Here is a 15,566-nt window from a genome sequence, read left to right as displayed (position 1 = left end):
TATAAAATTGGAAATAAAAAAAGAGAGCAAGGCGTAATTTGCAAAATAATCGGACCCCTTCAAGACCCTTTCCTATGCGCCTTGTCCTTGCTCTCTAAAACACAAAATCAAATAGGTATCATATCATATTAGCCCTGCAAAAATTGCATGCCTTGTCGAAATCAACGTCTGAATGTTTTGCTTTTAAATTGTTTATGTATTGAGATACTGCCATATTTTTAGTTTTATCATACATATCTGATAACAAGTAATAATACCCAATACGTCTTCCGACAGCAAAATTTATTTTATCGTTCTTTGACATTCCTAAATAAATATCTATGGTTTCAAGCATATTATTTTTGGCAGAAGGTAATTGACCTCGCACTTCCAATAAAAGGTTTACAATATGTTCATTGATATAAAAACTGTTAATGCCGTTTAAATTCTCAATAAATAAGCGTTCTTCCCTTACTATTTCTTCTTCTGATTGTAAAATGAAAACACCTTTTTCTACATCATGCCCAAGTTTAGTATTAGGTTTGAAAGCCGTATGGTGTACCCTTATGTAATCGGGATTAACTGCGTTTATTACTTTGGCTGTTTCTATTGCATTTTCTTCTGACAATTCCCTGCTACCGATACCAAGCAAGGTAAAATCCGATAAAATTATTCCTGCGTTTTTACACATCAAACCAGAAACGATTATATCTTTTGAAGTAATACCCTTGTATATGTTTTTTAATATCGTATCAGAGCCAGTTTCAATTCCACGATATAAATGATTAAGCCCTAACTTTCTCAAGGCTGTCAATTCACTTTCACTTTTTCTTAAAATACTGTCGCAACGTGCATAACTTGTAATATTTTGAAGCGAAGGAAAACATGATTTTATTTTGTCTAATATTAACAGCAAATCTTCTGTTGGAACATTTAAGGCATCAGCGTCTTGAAGAAAACAAGAAGTAAAAACCGTTCCATTTCTATTATAAAGTTCCGCACTTTTTTTAATATCTTCTAAAATATCATCTGTTGGACGGACGCTATATTTCATGCCTTTGTATAAACCGCAAAAGAAACATTTATTCCAATGGCAACCTCTTGTTACCCGTATCAATAGGCTTTGTGATTCTGACGGGGGACGTATAGGTCCAAGTTCTATTTCTGTCATTTTGCCTGTTTTTTTCCTATCCTGTACTTTAACAATTTCCTGTAAAATGCGATTAACGGTCCGCCTATCAATACCGATACTAATGTTCCTATTCCTACATCACTCTTGGTTAGTATTCCTCCAATTACGCATAATGCGTCCGTTCCAATTCTTATCCATCTAAACCAATTTTGTCTTTTTATTTTTTCTGAAATAATTATTGCTATTGCGTCATACGGAGAAAGCCCCATATTTGTCTCAATATATACAGCCGACCCAAAATATACAGTTATCAATCCTAATGTAAAAACAATTACTCTTATCACAAGCGAAAATGTTTCCAAAAGAGGAATTTTTGTAATTAGCCAAAGAAAAAAATCTGATGTATAACCAGACGCAACTAGAATGTATATTGTTCCAAAGCCAATTTTTCCGCGATCAAAGATGAATACTCCAATAAGTAAAATAAAACACATTATCAATTGCCATGTTCCAAATGATAAACCAACCTGTTTTGCAATCCCGATATTTAGACACGTTATGGGATCAACGCCAAGAACAGCGTAACGCATAAAAGATAATCCCATTGCCAAAATAGTAATACCAATTATTGCAAAAATAATACGGTATATGAGTTTTCTTTTGTACATTATATTACCCGCCACCCACCCCAAAATATTAAAACGACGAATATTTGACTATAGAATCAAGCGGTTTTCGGGTTTGTTCGTGCCTGTCTGGAGATTGTGGCTCGTCTGCTCCATAACCGACAGCAAGGATATTGAAAGGTATAATACCATCGGGTATATTAAATTCCTTGCGGACGATTTTAGGGTCAAAATATGTTATCCAACAAGAAGAAAGCCCTAAATCCTGGGCACACATCATCATATGGTCAGTGGCTATTGTGCTGTCAATCTCGCTCATATTGGCTTTGTCAAATGGGCGTACCCAAGCGCTACTTTTTTCCGCACAAATAATAATGGCAAGCGGAGCGCCATGCGGACTGCAAGCCTTACAAAGTTTTTCGATTGATTCCTCTTTATTAAGGACAAGGAATATACAAGGCTGTTGGTTAGCCGCCGTAGGTGCAACGTGCCCGGCTTCCAAAATAGCGGTTAATTTTTCCTTTTCAACTGCCCTATTCTCGTACTTTCGTACTGAATACCGACTTTTGGCGAGATCCAAAAAGCTTTTGTTCATGATTTATTACCTCCAATATGTAAAATTTTTCATAGAACATATTGACAATATATTATTGCTGATTTATTCTGTCAAGTAATTACATATTTTTCATATTGTTACCTTATGGTAATATAAGTTACTTTAAGAAAGTAGGTGATAAAATGGTTACAAAAACAAAAGAACAGGAAATTTTTGCGGAAACTTGCGGTACTGTGGAATGTTGTGTTGAAAAAACGCTCAATGTAATTGGGGGCAAATGGGGCTTTCTTATTCTCAAAAATCTTTTTCCAGGGAAAAAAAGATTTGGCGAATTAAGGCGGCTTCTGCATGACATTAACGCTAAATCCCTTACCATTAGTTTGCGTTCATTGGAAGAAAACAAACTCATTAACAGAAAAGTTTTTGCCACCGTTCCTGCGACAGTTGAATATTCCTTAACTGAAAAGGGAGAGGATTTGAAAGAAATTATTATGAAGATGTATTTATGGGGTGAAAAATGGGTAAAATAAAAAAACACCCAGAAATTTTCAACTCTTAATTAATTTAAAATCAATTTTATATCTATAAAATTCAATATTATTGGTTACATTTAACGCATATTTAATTCTTTTATCATCATCTAATGCAATTATTATACCTTTAACATCTTGATGAGGTTCTAACAATTCTTCTTTAATAAAACCCATATAACGTTGTATTTGCCCAACAACAACATCACTCGTCCTGCCTTTTTTTAATTCTACAACTAATAATGTCTTTTTATCTTTACTTATAGCCAATATATCAATTGTACCAATTTCCGTATTATACTGTTGCCCTATTATTTCACCATCTTCTGAAAAAATATCATAATTTTTACCTAATTCTGTTTGATTCCAATTTTCAATTAAGAATTCCTCTAAATGTTTTTCCATTGCGAATGCTGCCGGATCTTCAATTGTATCATCATTTGATATTATATTTGGATTATTTTTCCCTTGTATAAATGTTTCAATTTCATCGGCATATTTTGTAATATCTGATACAGTTCCAATTGCACCTGTTGATTTTTTAATCCATCAGACATATTTATTCTTTCTATTTTATTACTTAACCATTTCACATTTCTCCTATGAGGTAATGTTTCATCTTTTATGAAATAATAATCCGATGTAACTTCTCCAATATAATAAAAACCAGAACCATCAGGGCAAATTATTATATCACCTATTTTTATTCCTTTACAAATAGTCCATAATTGCCCACAACTTAAACCTGCAGCGACCTTAGTTTTATTCTTATTTTTATCTAAATAAATTGGGATATATTTAGCATTAAATAATTTCCAATTATCTGGTAATTTTTCCGTTAAATCATCATTTATACCGTAACTAGCACCAAAAAAATTACCTTTATAACATTCATCCGCATATATACTTTTCGAACCTAACATAATTCTATAATATTATTTCATTCAAGTCCTCCATTTTTCTTAATATATTATATTTTAATTACCGTTCTTTCTTGCAGATAAAAGTTCCGTATGTTTGATTTCCATTTTTGAAAAAGCAAACAGTTTTTTGCCCAAGTCTTTAAGTGAAGCGCCTATAAAATATACTGTATTATCAATCACTAAAAAGCGATCATGGAAAGCGTCTGATGTATTAATATGTATCGGTTCATACTGTGAATTATGCTTTTTTAAGTCCAACTGTAATTGTGCGGATATACGTTTTGTATAAATCTGTGCGCTGACTTTTGTTTGCCGTTTGGACAGCAAGAATAAAACGCTTTCATCTATGTAGTTATCAATTAAAACTATAGACTTCTTTGCCGATTTTATCAAATTTGAAGCGAAAATATAAGCGTCAAAAATTTGCCCTTCATAAAAAATACCTTGTACTGGAGGCAGTGCGGTTTTTACAAAAAAATCTATTTTTTCTTCGGTTTTAGTTACACGATTTTCTAAGCGTTCAAACCTTTTGTTGACCGCATAGCCCTTCATTAAATAGTTTTTCAAAACATGGTTAGCCCATATTCTAAACTGAATTCCACGATTTGATTTTACCCTATAACCTATCGACAAAATCATGTCGAGATTATAGTATTCCACTTGATATACTTTACCGTCTGCGGCAGTTGTCGCAAAATTTGCGACAACTGAAAAATTTGCCAGTTCTTCATTCAACGCATTATTGATATGTTTTCCGATGGTTTTTATATCCCTATCGAATAAAACGGATATTTGCTGTCTGTTTAGCCAGACATTTTCATCTTCAAGTCTGACTTCGACCGCAATAGAGTTATCGGGTTGATACAATACTAATTCGCTTTTACCCATTGATTTACATTATAACAATGTTCAAAAAAAAAGAAGGGGTAAAAATGAGCAATACTATGCTACATTTTTCATCAAGAGGGGAATCTTCGACCTACGGTCTCGGTTGAAGTTCTACAAGGCTACGCCGTGTTTTGTGGAGCGTTCCCCCCAGACTGTGTCAAAAGTACAAAGAAACTAGTTTTTTGATAAATAATATAATAAAATATTATGACAGACACGGAGGGGCGCATGGAATTTATCAGCGGCGAAGCCCGGCATCAGACGATAATGCTGCCGGATACGGTAGACGATTACGTAGATTGGAATAGCGCGGTACGCGTAATAGACGCCTATGTAAGCAATCTTAACCTGGGCGAATTAGGGTTCGCCAAGGCTGATCCTAACGGGACTGGCCGCCCCATGTACGATCCGAAAGACATATTAAAACTGTACGTGTACGGCTATATGAACCGGATACGCTCGTCGCGGCGTCTTGAGGCGGAAAGCAAACGGAACCTGGAAGTCATATGGCTGACGGGGAAACTGTCGCCGGATCATAAAACGATAGCGCGGTTTCGGCATGACAACGGCAAAGCGCTGAAAAACGTATTCCGTGATTTTGTGGCGCTGTGCGTGAGGATGGGCCTTTACGGCAGGGAACTGATAGCCGTAGACGGAAGCAAGTTCAAAGCGGTAAATTCCCGCAAGCGCAATTTTACGGAGAAACAGATACGGGACAAGATAATATCGATTGCGGCAAAGATAGACGAGTATCTAAAAGAGCTGGAGAGCAACGACGCGGCGGAAGACGCCGCCGGCGGTGAAAAAACAAAAGAGGAAATAGCCCAAATTATAAGCGGGCTTAAGGAACGCAAAGAGCGTTATCAGGGATACGCGGACGAGCTTGAGAAGACTGGGGAAAAGCAGAAGTCTCTGACCGACGCGGACAGCCGTCTGATGACGACCAACAGCCAAAAGATGGACGTGTGCTATAACGTGCAGACGGCGGTAGACGCCAAAAACAAGCTTATAGTTGAGTTTGAAGCGAGCAACCAGGGGAACGACAAGAACTTCATCACGCCGATGGCAAACGCCTCCCAGAAGCTGTTGGGGACGCGGGCGATAACGGTGGTCGCCGACGCCGGATATGAAAGCATAGCGGACATAATGAGCGCGAGAAATCAAGGCGTGGACGCGCATGTCGCCGGGACGGATTTTGACGTCTGCGTGCCCGCTAAAGAAGGGGAAGCAAGCGACATAAGCTCGCATCATAAAGGCAGATGCGTATACATAGCAGAACGGAATATCGCCCTGTGCCCGATGGGGAATGTGCTGTACCCGGCATATCAAACGACGCATAAACAAAAAGGGCCAATAGGAGTATTTTACAACTATCGGGCATGCGCTCGATGCGCGTGCAAGTGCACCACGGACCCGCGCGGCCGCTTTCAATATAAGATTCCTATGGACAAAGAGGATTTTTCAAAAGATTATAATGACCGGGATCTTTCAGTAAAACAGATACGCATTAAGCCTGACAAAGAAATAATCAGGCAAAGGAAATCCATTGTAGAGCATCCGTTTGGGACGATTAAGCGAAGCATGGACAGCGGATATTGTCTGACGAAAGGGTTCAGGAACGTGCTGGGAGAATTTTCACTTGCTTTTCTCGCTTATAACTTAAAACGGGTAATAAACATACTTGGATGTGGAAAACTGATAGAAAACATGGCATAGAGGTTCTGCCATGCTCTGTTATTTCCGGCAATAGCGTATTCTTGGAACTTGTACCCTGCTTTCATGAGCTAAAATCGGTTGCATATAAAAAGAATTGACACAGTCTGCTTCGAGCCTTTTCAGCGACTATATAGCGGTAGGTAGAAGGCTTTATCGTGGGTTTGTCGCTGAACTTTTATTCTCTGAATTTTCTTTGTTTTATTTCAAAGTCTCTACGGCGGGGAACCCACAGAAGATGTTTTTGCCATGCGCAGCCTGCCCTGACTGTACTCAAGGAATTTATTTGGCATACATCTTGTACCGCTAATAGGCATTTCCCCCTATTTCCTCGCAAAAAAGAGCATTTTCCCATGTATTTGTAATTTTCACTCAAAATAAATAATTTTATAGCATGAACCTGAAAAAACTGCAAAAATGAGATATATTAGCAGTATGAGGCATCAAATGAAAGGCAAAGAAACCGCCCATTTTACCGATAAAAATCAAACTCCAAGCTTAAAATTGTCTGACCACTTTAGTGGTCAGACAATTTTAAGCCGTGAACGCAACACGCAACAGGCACACCCAAACAACTGCGCCCCGTCAAGGGGCGTTCACGGACAAATGCGGCACGGTGAGAGGACAAATAAAATCCCCACTTATATAAAAATGCTTCAGTCCGACGCAACACGCAACACGCAACACGCAACACGCAACACGCAACACGCAACACGCAACACGCAACACGCAACACAATTATACTCACCTAACAAAAATCGTGTCAACTACACAAACCACTTAACACTGTTTTTTCATCAAAAAATAATAGTATTTCTCATTTTCCAATCTTTGGGAAAACGCCAAGCGACCGAAGGTCGCACGACCTTCGATCGCATAAGGCTTTTTCATATATCAATTTTAAGGAGTTTTTTATGAAAAACAAAAGCAATGTACCTTTGGTACAACTGATCGGGATTATCGCCATTGCAGCGGTAATCGGGTTTTCAATGGCGGCTTGTGGCGGCGATGATGATGACAATGGCGGCAAAAAAGACAATGGCGTAACATGGAAAGCCGTAACAAACACCACATTCGGTACAGGCAAAATCCAGGCAATAGCATGGGGCGGCGCTGCCGGGCAGGAAAAGTTTGTCGCAGGAAGCGATGACGGCAAAATGGCATATTCGTCTGACGGAATAACATGGACAACCGTAGCGGACAGCAAATTAGGTTACATCGAAGCCATCACCTATGGCAACGGCAAGTTTGTCGCCGTGGGCTACTCTAAAATAGCATATTCGTCTGACGGCGTAACATGGACAGCCGTAACTACCGCAAGCAGTGCCAACGCCATCGCCTGGGGCGGTGCTGCCGGACAGGAAAAGTTTGTCGCAGGGGAAGACGGAAGTATTGCGTATTCGTCTGACGGCGTAACATGGACAAGAGTATTCGTAAATGACATATTCGGCAACGTCAACAACAACATACTGGGCATCGCATATAGCGACGACTATTGGGGAGCGGGAACCGCCAAGTTTGTCGCCGTGGGCTATCTTGGAAAAATGGCATATTCGTCTGACGGCGTAACATGGACTGCTGTAGCGGACACCAAATTCGGTAGAAACATCTCCGGCATCGCATGGGGCTTCCTCAGGTTTGTCGCCGTGGGCCAAGACAAAGTCGCGGAATCGACTGATGGCATAATATGGATCGACAGACTAGGCGACATACCAATGGACAACACCATAGGGGGTGGCAGTGCCATCACCTATGGCAACGGAAAGTTTGTCGCCGTGGGATCTAACGGCAAAGCGGCGTATTTGTCTGACCCCGACGAAAACGGCGCAGGAGGCAATTATTGGACTGCTATAGCGAACACAACATTTAACACAAGCAACTCCATTGCCACCAAATCACAAATCCTTGGAATTGCCTATGGTAATGGCAAATTTGTCGCCGTGGGCTGCAACTACGACGGCGGCAGTTTTCTTCCTCATATAGCGTACTGGGACGACAATTAAGAAAAAACCAAAGGGAACTGCTGATAAGCGGTTCCCTTAAACTACTATGAACGCAACAGTGTCATGCACACTTTTTAATAAGATTAAACAAAAGAGGAGTCACCCTTTTACGTTTTTTCAAAAGGAGATTTAAACTTGAATGAAACAATTCGTCGCCTTCGCCCTATTCTGTATCTTCTCCTCGCTTTTCTCGCAGGCTGCCTACTCACAGGACTTTTCTTCAATAGACAACGATTTACAAACAGTAAACGCAACGTGCCTGATACCCAAATTTCATAGTGCCGTTGACAAATCGGCGGCACTAGATATGGGGTAGTTTGGTTTATGTAAAAAGGAGGCGCAATAGTTGCAGCTAACGCTTTTTCCAAGTGTACCTTCTTTGTGATCTTTGTCCCTTCGTGATCTTTGTGTGAGTTTCTTCGTAAGGAGATTTAAAATTGAATGAAACAATTCATCGCCTTCACCCTATTCGCTTTCCTCGCCGGCTGCCTTCTCGCAGGACTTTTACGCTAATAGCGATTCCGGTTACGGCGGTAATTAGCAGCGGTGTGGTGTGGGCGGTAGTCAAATAATTAATTATTTCCCAAAAAATTTTCACACGAAGATCACGAAGATACAAAGATCACTAAGTGATAAAATGCCTATTACCGCTAGAAGATGTATGCCGAATAAAATTCTTGAGTACAGGCGGGCAGGCTGCGCGCGATGTAAAAACATCTTTCGGAATTCCCCGCCGTAGAGACTTTGGAATAAAACAAAGAAAATTCAGAGAAAAAACGTCCGGCGACAAACCCTAGATAAAACTTTCTACCCACGCTGTTCAGTCGCTGGAAAGGCTCGTAGGCGGTTTCCTCCGAAGTTTTTACAGCGTGCGCAGCCTGTCCGCCTGTACTAAATAAATTCTTTGGGCATACATCGTGTAGAAAGTGACTAAATACATCATTATTTAGCCAAAAATCAATAAATTCCATAATTGAACATATTCTCCCACTATAGTATACTTCTATAAATATAAAAGATTTCCGGCAGGGGTATATGAAAGCTCTTGAGATAAAAACCGTTTTTACTCTTTCTCTATTCAACACTAAAATACCCATAACCGAAACAGTCATAATTTCATGGGTAGTAATGCTCATACTAATTGCCGTATCGCTCATTCTTACGCGCAAACTCAAAGAGGTTCCCACAGGGCCGCAGGCGATTTTGGAAACTGCGGTCGAGTTCCTGAACAACTTCGCGAAAAATCAATTTGGCCCATTTGCGAAATATCTTGGCCCATACATGGGGTCGCTCTTTTTGTTCCTGCTCCTTGCTAACATTCTCTCTGTTTTGTCGCCACTGGGACTGAAAGCCTTTGGACACGAATTTGTTCCGATGTTTGAAATCCGCCCCCCCACAAGGGACATCAACGTAACGGCGGCACTTGCTATCATTTCAATTTTGCTTGTTCTTGTCTGCGGGTTTGCGGCGCGAGGGGTAAGAGGCTGGGTTTTAAAACTTTTTAAACCTGTTCCGTTTATGTTTCCCTTCAATATTATGGAATACGGTACGCGGCTTATCTCACTTGCCCTGCGGTTATTTGGAAATATGTTAGGCGGTTATGTGCTGATGAGCATGATCGAGGGACTGTTTCCGCTTGCACTTCCCGTCGCTTTATCGCTCTACTTTGATTTTTTTGACGGATTGATTCAAGCGGCAATATTTGTGTTTTTGACAAGCCTGTATATCGGCGAGGCGGTAAAAATTAATGAAGAAATATAGAATTATTTTACTGATCACTTAAATAGATCGGGTATGAATAAAAAGGGGGTTTGTCTCCGCGTTGCGGAGACTTCGATATAACTAGCCGCTCACGCGGCATAAAAAAAGAGGTTAAATTATGGATTTGACAGTATTGATTGCGATTGGCGCGGGTATCGCGGTAGTCACGGGACTGGGAGCCGGTATCGGCATCGGCATTGCGACATCGGGTTTTTTGCAGGCGATTTCGCGCCAGCCGGAGGCAACCGGAAAAATGACGCCGATGTTCTTTGTCGGCGTGGCGTTAGCTGAATCGACGGCGATTTACGGGTTGGTTATTTCGATTCTTCTAATCACAAGATTGGGTTAATTATGCTTGATTTTTCCGTCACATTTATAATTACCATTATCAATATCACGATTCTGTTTTTTGTATTAAAGGCGATATTGTTTAAGCCGGTAACAAAGTTCATGGCGGAGCGGGCAAAACGCGTTCAAGACTCGATTGATCAGGCGCAGAAGGACGAAGAAGCGGCGAAGAAACTGCTTGCAGAATACGAAGACAAACTGAAAAACGTCGAAGCGGAAGCTCATGAAATTTTAAAAATAGCGCATCAAGACGCCGAGCGTCAGTCTCAGTCGATTATTGCCGAAGGTCAGCGTTCCGTAGAGGATATGACAGCCGCCGCGCTTAAACAGATTGAGATGGAACGTCAGGCGGCGCTTACGAAGTTCAAACTTGAAGCCGCAGCTTTGATAATAGCCGTCTCCGCAAAACTTGCCGCGAAGGACTTTTCTGGCGATGACAACAGGCGTTATGTGAATATGCTGTTGGACGAGCTTGCGCTTCCAGCGACGGCGCAAAAAGGAAAGGGCTAAAGTGTTTCACGCACAACGTTGGGCAAGCGCGTTTTTGGCCGTTTCGGGCGCGGACGCAAACGAGGCGTTTTTATGCCTTACGGCGCTTTCCGCGCAGATTAAAACCGTACACGGCGTTTTTTTCGGACACAACGCCTCGGCAAAACTTGAAAAAGTACTGAGAGAAAGCGCCGCATCTATCCCACAAGTAACTCCCGCCATTGAGTACGCGATACGCTTCCTGTGTCTGTTAGTTGAAAAAAAACGTTTTGCGCAAATTGGTTTGGTTCTGCAAAAGATTGAACAAGGTCTGAATGAGCAAAACGGGATACTTGACGTTACTGTTGAATCCGCAACTCCTGCGGACAGCGGCTTTGAAGAAGAAATGACGCGAATGATAAAAGAGAAAACCGGCGCGTCGGGCGTTAAAATGAAAATGCGCCTCAGACCTGAACTGCTGGGCGGTTACCTTCTGCGGATTGGCAGTCATTATATTGACGCAAGTTTAAAGGGGCAATTGGAAGATATGGCGGTTCATTTAAAAGAGAGTACAGGAGGCCGCAATGGCTAACTACGATGATTTAACGAGAGTTTTAAAAGAGCGAATTGAAAATTGGAAGGGCGTGGCTTTGTCCGGCAGTTCGGGCTTTGTTGTTCAGGTAGGCGATTCTGTCGCCACCGTCTACGGTCTTAACGACGCAGTCTACGGAGAGATGGTTGAATTTGCCTCCGGCGCCCATGGAATTGTTTTCAATCTTGAGGAAGAGAACGCCGGCTGCGTAATTTTAACGGGCGAAGACTTGGTTAAAGACGGCGAAGAAGTAAAACGAACCGGCAGGGTTGTGTCTATTCCTTCAGGTAACGCGTTCTTTGGCAGGGTGATAAATCCGCTTGGCGAACCTCTTGATGGAAAGGGTCCTATAACAGCCGAAGCATTTATGCCGATGGAGGCTCCCGCCGCGCCTGTAATCGACCGTGGAAGCGTGGACACTCCGCTTCAAACAGGATGCCTTTCCATAGACGCGATGATCCCCATCGGGCGCGGACAGCGTGAGCTGATAATCGGCGACCGCCAAACGGGAAAAACCGCAATCGCTATTGATACGATAATTAATCAAAAAGGAAAAAATGTTATTTGCGTGTATTGCGCTATCGGGCAGAAGTCGTCTTCGGTAGTGGCAATTGTTGATAACCTTGAGAAACACGGCGCGATGGACTACACCTTTGTAGTGCTTGCGTCTGCTTCAGATTCGGCGGCTCTTCAATACATCGCGCCTTATTCGGCGGTCGCAATGGCGGAACATTTTTTGCATCAGGGAAAAGACGTGCTTGTAATTTACGATGATCTTTCCAAACACGCCGTCGCTTACCGCGCAATCAGTTTGCTTCTGCGCCGCCCGCCGGGACGCGAGGCTTTTCCCGGTGACGTATTTTACCTACATTCGCGGCTTTTGGAACGGGCGGCAAAACTGGCGCAGACAAAGGGCGGCGGCTCAATTACCGCGATGCCCATTGTTGAAACACAAGCGGGCGACATTTCGTCTTACATTCCCACCAACGTAATTTCGATAACTGACGGACAGATATTTCTTGATTCTGAATTGTTTAATTCTGGTTTCCGTCCGGCGATTGACGTAGGTCTTTCGGTAAGCCGTGTCGGTGGTTCAGCGCAGACAAAAACAATGCGAAAAATTTCAGGCCGACTCAGACTCGATCTTGCCCAGTACCGAGAGATGGCGGCGTTTGCGCAATTCGGCAGCGATTTGGACAAGGCAACTCAGGACAAACTTGCGCAGGGCGAAAGGCTTATGGAAGTGCTGAAACAGCCGCAGTATTCGCCTCATCCGCTGGAAATACAGATTGTCGTTCTTTTTCTCGCGGTGGAGGGATTTCTTCTTGATATTAAAACTGAAAATGTTTCCGCGTTTGCAAAAGATTTTTTGTTATACCTTAAAGAACAAAAGGCTGATTTAATGAAGAGCATTTCGGAGACGGGAGTTGTTTCAGATCAGCAGGAAGAAGAATTGCGCGTAACGGTAAAATCTTTTAAAGCGGAGAGAAAATAAATGGCGAGCCTAAGGGACGTGCGCCTGCGGATGCGGGCTATCGAACAGACATTGAAAGTTACTAAGGCGATGAATCTTATCTCTACTGCAAAATTGCGCAAAGGGCGAAAAATGCTCGCGGATACCATGCCGTATTTTAACAGGATTCAAAAATCCATGTACGATATTCTTTCGAGTGAGAATCATATTGAGAGCAAATTTTTTAAGAAACCAGATGATTTAAAATCCGGCCGTACAGCGATAATTGTAATAACCAGCGACAAGGGGCTTGCCGGCGGTTATAACGCGAATATTTTTCGTCTTGTAAACGAGCTTTGCGCAAAAGTGCAAAATCCGGTTCTGATACTTATCGGCGGCGCAATCGCTTATCGCTATTTTTCTCATACTCATTATACAATTCTGGAAAATTTTTCTTTCCATTCGCAGTTGCCTACTTTGGAACACGCAGGAGAAGTTACCGGTTATGTGACCTCGCAGTATCTTTGGGGAATGTTTGATTCGATACATATTGTGTATACCCACATGTACAGTATGGTAAAACTTCTGCCAACAGAACATCAAATTATTCCTCTTGTAAAAGAAAAGATTCAACATGATATTTTTGAAATCGGCGGCGAGAAAAGAGTGGATTTAAAATTTGAATTTTTGCCGTCTACGGGGGCGGTGTTTGACACGCTGGTTCCTCAGTATATTAAGGGCGTTATTTACGGGGCGATGGTTGAATCTCACGCCAGCGAACAAAGCGCCCGCATGAACGCGATGGACGAGGCTTCCAAAAGCGCCGAAGATATGCTTGGTTCACTGAAAATAAGTTACAACCGCGCGCGTCAGGCGGGTATTACGCAGGAAATGGCGGAGATTACCGGCGGTTCCACGGCGTTAGCTGATCATTAGTATTTATACCGAATGTTTTTGAGGTGGAGCATTTTATGGCAGAGGCGACTCAATTTAGAAATATAAACAGTGTTCTCACCACCGCCCGAATGAAGCTTGTTGATCAACTGGCGATAAACGGCAATACCGATACCGGGTACTCTTATATGTGCGCCGCCGGCAAGCATATTTATCAAGCGGCGTTGGCTATGTTAGATAAGACAGCCGTGAAAGATGGGAATAAAAATATAGCGGTAATATGCGGTAAGGGTAATAACGGCGGAGACGGCTATGTCGCGGCGCGGCTACTGCAAGAAGCAGGAATTAATGTTGATTGTTTTTCTCTTTGCGATACCAAAGAATTAATCGGTGAATCTGCATTGGCGTTTAAGGATTACGCCAGTTTAGAAAACGGCGTCGTTCGCATACTTACAAGCAATGAAAAATTACCCGATTTTAACAATTACAGTTTGATAATCGACGCGATGCTTGGAATCGGTGCGAACGGAGAACCTCGCGGATTGTACGCTGAGCTGATTAAGACTGTGAACTCCAGCAAGGCTTTCGTTTTAGCGGTTGATACTCCATCGGGGCTTGATTGCGACAACGGAAAATGTACTTCTTCATGTATAAAAGCCGATTGTACCGTGTCTGCCGGATTTCTTAAATTGGGACAATTTTTTTACCCCGGCAGGGCTTATGTCGGTGAATTACAAGTCGCCGATTTGGGTTATCCGGCGGATATTGTAAAAGAGCAGTCCCTCGGGATTTTTCTGCCTGACATTAATTTCTTCAATCGTATCCTGCCCGCACGTAAGGAAACCGGATCAAAAATTGATCACGGGCTTGCGCTTCTTGTGTGCGGTTCGCGCGGAATGACCGGCTCTGCCGCGCTTGCGTCCATTGCAGCGTTACGCAGCGGATGTGGAATGGTTCATTTGGCTGTCCCTGAATCACTTATTAATACATTGTCCGTTAAGGTTACTGAACCTGTTTTGCATCCGTTAGCTGAAACTGCATCCGGCGCTTGCGCGGCATCCGCGCTGAATGAAGTCCTGTCTCTCTGCGAGCGTATGGACGCTCTTTGCGTCGGTTCCGGGTTGTCAAGAGACCAGCAGAGCGCGTCTCTTGTGCGGGAACTTATCGGTAAAATAGATAAACCTGCTGTAATTGACGCAGACGGTCTGAACGCGTTTGTTGGGTGTTTACCGGAGTTTGCAGGGCACAAGGGGGAGATTGTCATTACCCCGCACATGGGAGAGTGGAAAAGGCTTTTTGGCGATTTGCCCGATGAACCGCTCGACAGGATAAACAAGCTTAGGGACTGTGCGGCGCAATTAAATGTAAATATTTTATTGAAGGGAAGCCCTTCTTTGGCTGTCAACGCGAAAGGAACCGCAGTCATTCTTCCTTTTGGAAATTCCGCTCTTGCGAAGGCCGGAACGGGAGACGTACTCAGCGGCATCATTGTCTCCCTTATCGCGCAGGGCTGCACTTGCTTCGAGGCGGCAATTCTTGGCGCGTATTTGCACGGAGAAGCCGGGTGGTTTGCCGGTTTAGCCCTTACTGAATATTCCGTACTGGCGAGTGATCTGATACGGTATATCCCTAAAGTGATAAAAAGCGTAATAAACAAATAAAAACCTACTATTTAAATTTAAATGCCTTCATTTTACTTG

Annotated in this window: 18 protein-coding genes; 11 read left to right on the top strand and 7 right to left on the bottom strand. The window is 42.5% G+C overall.

Translation table 11 applies throughout. The features are described 5' to 3' along the window. Positions 1–118 precede the first annotated feature (118 nt). From ACYVRH_RS03560 to ACYVRH_RS03550, 3 genes are read right to left on the bottom strand one after another with little or no spacing between them, the layout of a single operon-like run. Positions 119–1,150: a radical SAM protein gene (locus ACYVRH_RS03560; protein ID WP_461255556.1), complete on the bottom strand. Its 1,032-nt coding sequence runs from the start codon at positions 1,148–1,150 to the stop codon at positions 119–121. Further along, complete coding sequence (locus ACYVRH_RS03555; RefSeq protein ID WP_461255555.1) at positions 1,147–1,779, bottom strand: YczE/YyaS/YitT family protein; 633 nt, start codon at positions 1,777–1,779, stop codon at positions 1,147–1,149. Before ACYVRH_RS03555 ends, ACYVRH_RS03560 begins: the two co-directional genes overlap by 4 nt. Before the next feature lie 28 nt (positions 1,780–1,807). Then, the gene (locus tag ACYVRH_RS03550) at positions 1,808–2,332 is read right to left on the bottom strand and encodes a nitroreductase family protein (protein WP_461255554.1); all 525 of its coding nucleotides are present in this window, start codon (positions 2,330–2,332) and stop codon (positions 1,808–1,810) included. Positions 2,333–2,475: 143 nt separating this feature from the next. Between ACYVRH_RS03550 and ACYVRH_RS03545 the strand changes: the two genes are divergently transcribed. After that, a complete protein-coding gene (locus ACYVRH_RS03545) occupies positions 2,476–2,823 on the top strand; it encodes a winged helix-turn-helix transcriptional regulator (RefSeq protein ID WP_461255553.1) in 348 nt (115 codons plus the stop codon). Positions 2,824–2,841: 18 nt separating this feature from the next. Here ACYVRH_RS03545 and ACYVRH_RS03540 read toward each other — a convergent pair whose 3' ends face one another. The 3 genes from ACYVRH_RS03540 to ACYVRH_RS03530 are packed head-to-tail and all read right to left on the bottom strand — an operon-like array spanning position 2,842 to position 4,634. Continuing rightward, entirely contained in the window at positions 2,842–3,228 is a 387-nt protein-coding gene (locus ACYVRH_RS03540; protein WP_461255552.1) for a PDDEXK nuclease domain-containing protein, read from the bottom strand. Positions 3,229–3,269: 41 nt separating this feature from the next. Next, positions 3,270–3,746 carry a hypothetical protein gene (locus tag ACYVRH_RS03535; protein ID WP_461255551.1) on the bottom strand — a complete coding sequence of 159 codons (477 nt, stop codon included), beginning with the start codon at positions 3,744–3,746 and terminating at the stop codon, positions 3,270–3,272. Positions 3,747–3,800: 54 nt separating this feature from the next. Then, a complete protein-coding gene (locus ACYVRH_RS03530) occupies positions 3,801–4,634 on the bottom strand; it encodes a virulence RhuM family protein (RefSeq protein ID WP_461255550.1) in 834 nt (277 codons plus the stop codon). A gap of 228 nt (positions 4,635–4,862) precedes the next feature. Between ACYVRH_RS03530 and ACYVRH_RS03525 the strand changes: the two genes are divergently transcribed. The 3 genes from ACYVRH_RS03525 to ACYVRH_RS03515 all read left to right on the top strand — a co-directional run bounded on the left by ACYVRH_RS03525 (position 4,863) and on the right by ACYVRH_RS03515 (position 8,666). Continuing rightward, complete coding sequence (locus ACYVRH_RS03525) at positions 4,863–6,350, top strand: IS1182 family transposase (RefSeq protein ID WP_461255549.1); 1,488 nt, start codon at positions 4,863–4,865, stop codon at positions 6,348–6,350. A gap of 911 nt (positions 6,351–7,261) precedes the next feature. Further along, entirely contained in the window at positions 7,262–8,350 is a 1,089-nt protein-coding gene (locus ACYVRH_RS03520) for a hypothetical protein (protein WP_461255548.1), read from the top strand. Positions 8,351–8,489: 139 nt separating this feature from the next. Continuing rightward, the gene (locus ACYVRH_RS03515; RefSeq protein ID WP_461255547.1) at positions 8,490–8,666 is read left to right on the top strand and encodes a hypothetical protein; all 177 of its coding nucleotides are present in this window, start codon (positions 8,490–8,492) and stop codon (positions 8,664–8,666) included. A 334-nt stretch (positions 8,667–9,000) separates the two neighbouring features. Here the strand turns inward: ACYVRH_RS03515 and ACYVRH_RS03510 are convergent, their stop codons facing one another. After that, the gene (locus tag ACYVRH_RS03510; protein WP_461255546.1) at positions 9,001–9,321 is read right to left on the bottom strand and encodes a hypothetical protein; all 321 of its coding nucleotides are present in this window, start codon (positions 9,319–9,321) and stop codon (positions 9,001–9,003) included. 64 nt (positions 9,322–9,385) lie between these two features. Between ACYVRH_RS03510 and ACYVRH_RS03505 the strand changes: the two genes are divergently transcribed. The 7 genes from ACYVRH_RS03505 (at position 9,386) to ACYVRH_RS03475 (ending at position 15,527) form a co-directional block, all read left to right on the top strand. Next, the gene (locus tag ACYVRH_RS03505) at positions 9,386–10,111 is read left to right on the top strand and encodes a F0F1 ATP synthase subunit A (RefSeq protein WP_461255545.1); all 726 of its coding nucleotides are present in this window, start codon (positions 9,386–9,388) and stop codon (positions 10,109–10,111) included. 118 nt (positions 10,112–10,229) lie between these two features. Then, a complete protein-coding gene (gene atpE, locus ACYVRH_RS03500) occupies positions 10,230–10,460 on the top strand; it encodes an ATP synthase F0 subunit C (RefSeq protein WP_461251425.1) in 231 nt (76 codons plus the stop codon). A gap of 2 nt (positions 10,461–10,462) precedes the next feature. Next, the gene (locus ACYVRH_RS03495) at positions 10,463–10,969 is read left to right on the top strand and encodes an ATP synthase F0 subunit B (protein ID WP_461255544.1); all 507 of its coding nucleotides are present in this window, start codon (positions 10,463–10,465) and stop codon (positions 10,967–10,969) included. A 1-nt stretch (position 10,970) separates the two neighbouring features. Next, on the top strand, positions 10,971–11,519 hold the full coding sequence (atpH, locus tag ACYVRH_RS03490) for an ATP synthase F1 subunit delta (protein ID WP_461255543.1): 549 nt from the start codon (positions 10,971–10,973) through the stop codon (positions 11,517–11,519). Continuing rightward, positions 11,512–13,014 carry a F0F1 ATP synthase subunit alpha gene (gene atpA / locus ACYVRH_RS03485; protein ID WP_461255542.1) on the top strand — a complete coding sequence of 501 codons (1,503 nt, stop codon included), beginning with the start codon at positions 11,512–11,514 and terminating at the stop codon, positions 13,012–13,014. The genes atpH and atpA overlap by 8 nt, the downstream gene beginning before the upstream one ends. Then, positions 13,015–13,908: an ATP synthase F1 subunit gamma gene (gene atpG, locus ACYVRH_RS03480; protein WP_461255541.1), complete on the top strand. Its 894-nt coding sequence runs from the start codon at positions 13,015–13,017 to the stop codon at positions 13,906–13,908. A gap of 35 nt (positions 13,909–13,943) precedes the next feature. After that, positions 13,944–15,527: an NAD(P)H-hydrate dehydratase gene (locus tag ACYVRH_RS03475; protein ID WP_461255540.1), complete on the top strand. Its 1,584-nt coding sequence runs from the start codon at positions 13,944–13,946 to the stop codon at positions 15,525–15,527. The last annotated feature ends 39 nt before the right edge of the window (positions 15,528–15,566 follow it).

Source organism: Treponema sp. R80B11-R83G3 (genome assembly GCF_054786115.1).
Note: the sequence above shows the minus strand (reverse complement) of the source record. Positions and strands in the feature narration are given on the sequence as shown.